This window comes from Pseudomonas agronomica, assembly GCF_025917275.1.
Classification (GTDB): domain Bacteria; phylum Pseudomonadota; class Gammaproteobacteria; order Pseudomonadales; family Pseudomonadaceae; genus Aquipseudomonas; species Aquipseudomonas agronomica.
On record NZ_JAOSHO010000303.1, the window covers coordinates 1 to 6281 of the forward strand.

Here is a 6281-nt window from a genome sequence, read left to right on the forward strand (position 1 = left end):
GGCGAACCTTCGTAAAAGGCCTGGCTGCCGGCGGCCTCCTCGGCGGCCTGGGCCTGTGGCGCCCGCCCGTCTGGGCCGTCACCAGCCCCGGTCAGCCCAACGTACTGAGCGGCACCGAATTCGATCTGTTCATCGGCGAAAGCCCGGTCAACTTCACCGGCAGCCCACGCACAGCCCAGACCATCAACGGCGGCATCCCCGGCCCGCTGCTGCGCTGGCGCGAAGGCGACACCGTGACCCTGCGGGTGCGCAACCGCCTGTACGACACTACGTCAATCCACTGGCATGGCATCTTGCTGCCGGCCAACATGGACGGCGTGCCCGGGCTGAGCTTCAAGGGCATCGAACCCGGCGGCCTGTACGTGTATCAATTCAAGGTCCGGCAGAACGGCACTTACTGGTATCACAGCCACTCCGGTTTCCAGGAGCAGGCCGGCGTCTATGGGCCGCTGGTCATCGACGCCAAGGAGCCCGAACCCTTCCAGTACGAACGTGACTACGTGGTGATGCTCACCGACTGGACCGACGAAGACCCCACCGACATCATCCGCAAGCTCAAGAAGCAATCGGACTATTACAACTACAACAAACGCACCGTCGGCGACTTTATCGATGACATGGGCAAGAACGGCTGGGCCGCCACCGTGGCCGATCGCAAGATGTGGGCCGAGATGAAGATGAACCCCACCGACCTGGCCGACGTCAGCGGCGCCACCTACACCTACCTCATGAACGGCCAGGCGCCGGACATGAACTGGACCGGCCTGTTCAAGCCTGGCGAGCGCATTCGCCTGCGCTTCATCAATGGCTCGTCCATGACCTATTTCGACGTGCGCATTCCCGGCCTGAAAATGACCGTCGTGGCTTCCGATGGCCAATACGTCAAGCCCGTGAGCGTCGACGAATTGCGCATCGCCGTGGCTGAAACCTACGACGTCATCGTCGAGCCGACGCAAGAAGCCTACACGTTGTTCGCCCAATCGATGGACCGCACCGGCTATGCCCGTGGCACCCTCGCCAGCCGGGCAGGACTGTCGGCGCCAATGCCGCCCCTTGATCCTCGCCCCTTGGTCACGATGGACGACATGGGCATGGGTGGCATGGATCACGGCGCCATGGCTGGCATGGGCGAAATGAGCGGCACCGACCATGGCTCGATGCAAGGCATGGAGGGAATGGATCACAGCCAGATGCAAGGCATGGATCACAGCACCATGCAAGGCATGGGTGGAATGCAAACCCATCCCGCCACGGAGAAAGACAACCCGCTGGTGGACATGCAGGCCATGAGCGTCAAGCCCAAGCTCGACGACCCAGGCATGGGCCTGCGCAACAACGGTCGCAAAGTGCTGACCTATGCCGACCTGCGCAGCACCTTTGCCGACCCCGATGGGCGCGAGCCAGGGCGCACCATCGAGCTGCACCTGACCGGGCACATGGAGAAGTTCGCCTGGTCGTTCAACGGCGTGAAGTTCAGCGACGCCGCGCCGTTGCTGCTCAAGTACGGCGAGCGCCTGCGCATCGTGCTGATCAACGACACCATGATGACCCACCCCATCCACCTGCATGGCATGTGGAGCGACCTCGAAGATGAGAACGGCCAGTTCATGGTCCGCAAGCACACCATTGATGTACCACCGGGTTCCAGACGCAGCTACCGGGTGACCGCCGATGCACTCGGACGCTGGGCTTATCACTGCCACCTGCTCTTCCATATGGAAATGGGCATGTTCCGTGAAGTCCGGGTACAGGAATAAGGAGCCGACCATGAGCATTGTTTTTCAATACCGTTGCGTGCCCCTCGCGGTTCTTTTGCTTGGCACCAGCCTGCCGGCCTGGGCCGCAAGCAATGATATGCAAGGCATGGATCACAGCCAGATGCAGGGGATGGACCATAGCCAGATGCAAGGCATGGATTCGATGCAGGGCATGGATTCGATGGAAGCCGCGCCGACCAGCAGCCGCACGCCTATTCCTGAACTGACCGCTGCCGACCGCGCCGCCGTTTATGAAGACCACAACGGCCATGCGGTGCATGACAGCGCCATCAATTCGTTTTTCCTCGTCAACCAACTGGAATGGCAAGACGCCGATGACGGCAGCGCCCTGAGCTGGGACGCCTCTGGCTGGATCGGCGGTGACATCGACCGCTTGTGGCTGCGCTCCGAAGGCGAACGCACCAACGGCAAGACCGAAGAAGCCGAACTCCAGGCGTTGTGGGGCCACGCGGTCAGCCCTTGGTGGGACGTGGTGGCCGGTGTGCGCCAGGACTTCAAGCCCGGTGATCCGCAGACCTGGGCGGCGCTCGGTGTTCAAGGCATGGCGCTGTATAACTTCGAAGCCCAGGCCACCGCCTATATCGGTGAAGGTGGCCAGAGTGCGGCGCGCCTGGAAGGCGACTACGACATCCTGCTGACCAATCGCCTGATCCTGCAACCGACCGCCGAAGCCAACTTCTACGGCAAGAATGACCCCGACCGCCGCGTCGGCTCGGGCCTGTCGGAGACTGAAGTCGGCCTGCGGCTGCGTTACGAAATCCGCCGCGAGTTTGCGCCCTACGTCGGCGTCACCTGGAACCGCGTCTATGGCAACACCGCCGATTATGCCCGGGAAGAAGGCGAAGACCGCAGCGAGGCACGTCTGGTACTCGGCGTGCGCCTGTGGTTCTGACGGCATCACCCATCATTCCTTAAAAAACCTAGAAAACCTGTGCTGTAGGAGTCCTTGCATGTCATTCATCAAAAACGCTGTCATCGCCGCCGCGCTGTCCACCGGCCTGTTGGCCAGTGGCCTGGCCCAGGCCCATCCGAAACTGCTGTCCTCCACCCCGGCAGAAGGCGCCGAGGGAGCGGCGCCGACAAAGATCGAGCTGCATTTTTCCGAGAACCTGATGACCAAGTTTTCCGGCGCCAAGCTGATGATGACCGAGATGCCTGGCATGTCGGCGCACTCACCGATGCCCATGTCGGCCAAGGTGTCCGGCAGCGACGATCCGAAAACCATGGTCATCGTGCCAAACGCGCCGCTTTCAGCTGGGACCTATCAAGTCCAGTGGCGCGCGGTGTCGTCCGACACCCACCCGATTACCGGCAACGTCACGTTCAAGGTGAAGTGACTCGTGAGCGACTCGATCAATATTGCGTTGCGCTTTGCCCTGTACGTGGATCTGATGTTGCTGTTCGGCCTGGCCGCCTTTGGCCTCTATGGCCTGCGAGGGCAGGAGCGGGTATCCGGCGCAGTGTTGCCTTTCGTGTCGCTGCTGGCGATCACCGCGCTGCTTGGCGGTCTGCTTTCCTTGGCCGCGATGGCGTGCATGGCTTGGGCCATGAGCGGCGTCGCGGATTGGACCGAGCTGTGGCCGCACATTGAGATGATGGTGTCCGAGACGGATGTCGGCTGGGCGTGGATGCTGCGCATGGCTGCGCTGCTGCTGGCCGGTTTCGCCGTAATGTTCAGCCAACGTTGGTCGACCGCCAGCCTCGGCCTGGCCACGCTCGGCGGTGCCGTGGCCTTGGCAACGCTCGCCTGGGCAGGCCACGGCGCCATGGACGAAGGCTCGCGTCGCAATTGGCACTTCATCACCGACTTCCTGCACCTGTGGGCGGCAGGTGGTTGGGTGGGCGCCTTGGCTGCGTTTGCCCTGTTGCTTCGCCAGGCCGAGCCGCAGTTGGCAGTACTGGCCCGGACACTGATCGGGTTCGAAACCGCTGGGGCGCTGATCGTGGCGATCATCGGCGTGACCGGCGTGGTGAATTATTTGTTCATTGTCGGTCCGGACGTCGATGGGCTGCTCGACAGCACCTACGGTCAGTTGCTGACACTCAAGCTCATCCTGTTCGCCGCCATGTTGGTGTTCGCTGCGCTGAACCGCTTCCACCTGAGCCCATTGCTGGAACAGGCCCGACAGACCGGCGAACATGGCGTCGCGGTGACTGCCTTGCGGCGCAGCATGGTCCTGGAATTCTCCGTGGCAGTGATCATCCTGGGACTGGTGGCGTGGTTGGGGACGTTGAGTCCGGTGATGGGATAAACGGACAGATTGCGAACTACATTGTGGCGAGCCTTCAACGATTGGCACTGCATTTAGTTTTTCGATAGGCCCCGCCAGTTTTCAGTTTGCCCAAGGCAGCGTGCCCCAGCCTAAATAGTGCTTTGTTCCAGCCAAGGCTCTGTTATGGAAAACGTTCGAACATCAAGCACCCAAGCCGTCTGGCTAATGGTCAGCATCGTACTGGTAGCGCTGAACCTGCGGCCCTCGATGGCAGCAGTCGGGCCTTTGCTATCAGCGATTCGCGGCGAAGTCCCGTTGAGTTTCAGCACGGCGTCGCTGCTGACCCTGTTGCCCGTCATGGCGATGGGCCTGGCAATGCTCCTGGGTATGCGTATCGCCTTGCGCATCGGTGAACACCGCACCATCGCGCTATCGCTGTTGATCATCGGCCTCGCCACCGCGTCACGCCTGTATCTGGACAGTGCCGCTGGGTTGATTGTCAGCGCAGTCGTGGCGGGGCTCGGGATTGCGTTGATCCAAGCCGTAATGCCAGCACTGATCAAGTCTCGCTTCGCCGAAAACGTCTCGTTGTTCATGGGCTTGTACGTGACGTCCGTCATGGGCGGGGCGGCCATTGCGGCGGCATTTTCGCCACTGGTCCTGGTGCAGACCTCCAACTGGCGCATCGGTCTGTCGGTCTGGGCGCTGCTGGCACTGGCTGCACTGGGTGGCTGGTACGCTCAACGCTCGGCAGTACCGCCCTCGCCGGAGGCGCCGACACCGCACCAGGAATCGTTCTTCGGCAACAGCCGGGCGTGGATGTTGGCGATCTTCTTCGGCTTGGGCACGGCTTCCTATACCTGCGTGCTGGCATGGCTGGCGCCGTACTACGTGGAAAAGGGTTGGAGTGAGCAGCACGCTGGCCTGCTGCTGGGGTTCCTCACGGCAATGGAAGTACTCTCTGGTCTGGTGACCCCGGCGATAGCCAACCGCAGCCGGGATAAGCGCCTGGTCCTTTGCGTCCTGCTAGCCTTGATCATCAGCGGCTTCTGCGGCCTGATCCTCAGCCCGGAACGCTTGAGCCTGCTCTGGCCCTGCCTACTGGGGCTGGGTATCGGCGGCCTGTTCCCCATGAGCCTGATCGTATCCCTCGACCATGTCGACAATCCACGCCGGGCCGGCGGCCTTACCGCGTTCGTGCAGGGGATTGGCTATCTCATTGCCGGGCTGTCCCCGCTGATTGCCGGAATGATCCGCGACCAGCTGGGAAGCTTCGAGTGGGCTTGGCGGTCACTCACAGCGGTCATGATGCTCATGATGGTGATGGTTTTGCGGTTTGACCCAAAGGCCTATGGCCGACATCTCCGCTGACGCGGCTACTTTGCCACGGTGGAAAAACGGCTGCTGAACGCTCCCAAGGCCCGGGCTTTTTCCTCCAAGTCGTTCGAGAGACGCAGTTGCAAGGGGTCTTCGTCGACAACGGAAGTCGCCGCCGTGTAGGACAGCAGGTAACTGGAAAGGCCACTCTTCCAGGCGAGGATGCCGATCGCCTTCGTCAGCTCGTTCAGGTTCAATGGCAGCGCATCTTCGATGGTGAACAAACCGATACCGTAATTGGGATCGAACAACACCAGCTTGTTCCCGCCTCGGATGATGTAGCCGATATGATTGGTCAGCCATTTGGAGTTTTTCAGGTAGGACGCATAACCCAGCACCGGAAACCATCCTGACAAGCTCAACAGGACTTTGCAGCCTCGCGCTTCAAACTGGGGTTTATGCAGGTCACCGCAGACGTCGCGGGTTTTCTGGTATCGGCCCAGGACAGCCTGCAGCGTTTCGGCCGTGCTGAGGCTGGAATTGATCTTCAGCAACTCTGCCTTGGCTCTTACAAAAGCGACATGTTCGACCCAATGTCCATAATCGGGTTGCCCTTCCACGTCATAGGAGCCCACGGCACTTCCGACCAGGGCGGTGACCCCGGCACACCACCCGCCCTTGATATCAGCCTTTATATCCCTGCCCTGGTCGAAGGGAGCAAACTGGGTAATTCGCAGCTTCATATCGAATCCTCCTTGATCGAACCTCTCGTCTTTTATGACGAGATGCACGCTGCGCTTGAACAGGGAGCGGGCTTCAACAGTCTAGGAGTTGAGGCCATCTTTTCCAGTTGATGGCGTGATAAATATCACGACATCGGCCAGGTTCGAGTTCGCCTGGCCACTTTAATCCAGGCAAAAAAAAATCCGGAAATCCTCACTTTCGTGGGCCTTCCAGACTTTTAAAACTACAG

General features: G+C 60.9%; 6 protein-coding genes. 5 read left to right on the forward strand and 1 reads right to left on the reverse strand.

Annotation, left to right across the window (positions count from 1 at the left end):
* The 5 genes from OC610_RS18925 to OC610_RS18945 all read left to right on the forward strand — a co-directional run.
* On the forward strand, positions 1-1757 hold a 1757-nt coding region (locus OC610_RS18925; RefSeq protein ID WP_264429814.1), incomplete at its 5' end, for a copper resistance system multicopper oxidase.
* Positions 1758-1767: 10 nt separating this feature from the next.
* On the forward strand, positions 1768-2670 hold the full coding sequence (locus OC610_RS18930; RefSeq protein WP_264429816.1) for a copper resistance protein B: 903 nt from the start codon (positions 1768-1770) through the stop codon (positions 2668-2670).
* A 58-nt stretch (positions 2671-2728) separates the two neighbouring features.
* Positions 2729-3115, forward strand: coding sequence for a copper homeostasis periplasmic binding protein CopC (gene copC, locus OC610_RS18935; RefSeq protein ID WP_264429818.1), 387 nt, complete (start codon positions 2729-2731; stop codon positions 3113-3115).
* A gap of 3 nt (positions 3116-3118) precedes the next feature.
* Positions 3119-4030, forward strand: coding sequence for a copper homeostasis membrane protein CopD (gene copD / locus OC610_RS18940; RefSeq protein ID WP_264429819.1), 912 nt, complete (start codon positions 3119-3121; stop codon positions 4028-4030).
* A gap of 144 nt (positions 4031-4174) precedes the next feature.
* Positions 4175-5362: a cyanate transporter gene (locus OC610_RS18945; protein ID WP_264429820.1), complete on the forward strand. Its 1188-nt coding sequence runs from the start codon at positions 4175-4177 to the stop codon at positions 5360-5362.
* Between the two features lie 5 nt (positions 5363-5367).
* Here the strand turns inward: OC610_RS18945 and OC610_RS18950 are convergent, their stop codons facing one another.
* Entirely contained in the window at positions 5368-6051 is a 684-nt protein-coding gene (locus tag OC610_RS18950; RefSeq protein ID WP_264429821.1) for a hypothetical protein, read from the reverse strand.
* Between the last annotated feature and the right edge of the window lie 230 nt (positions 6052-6281).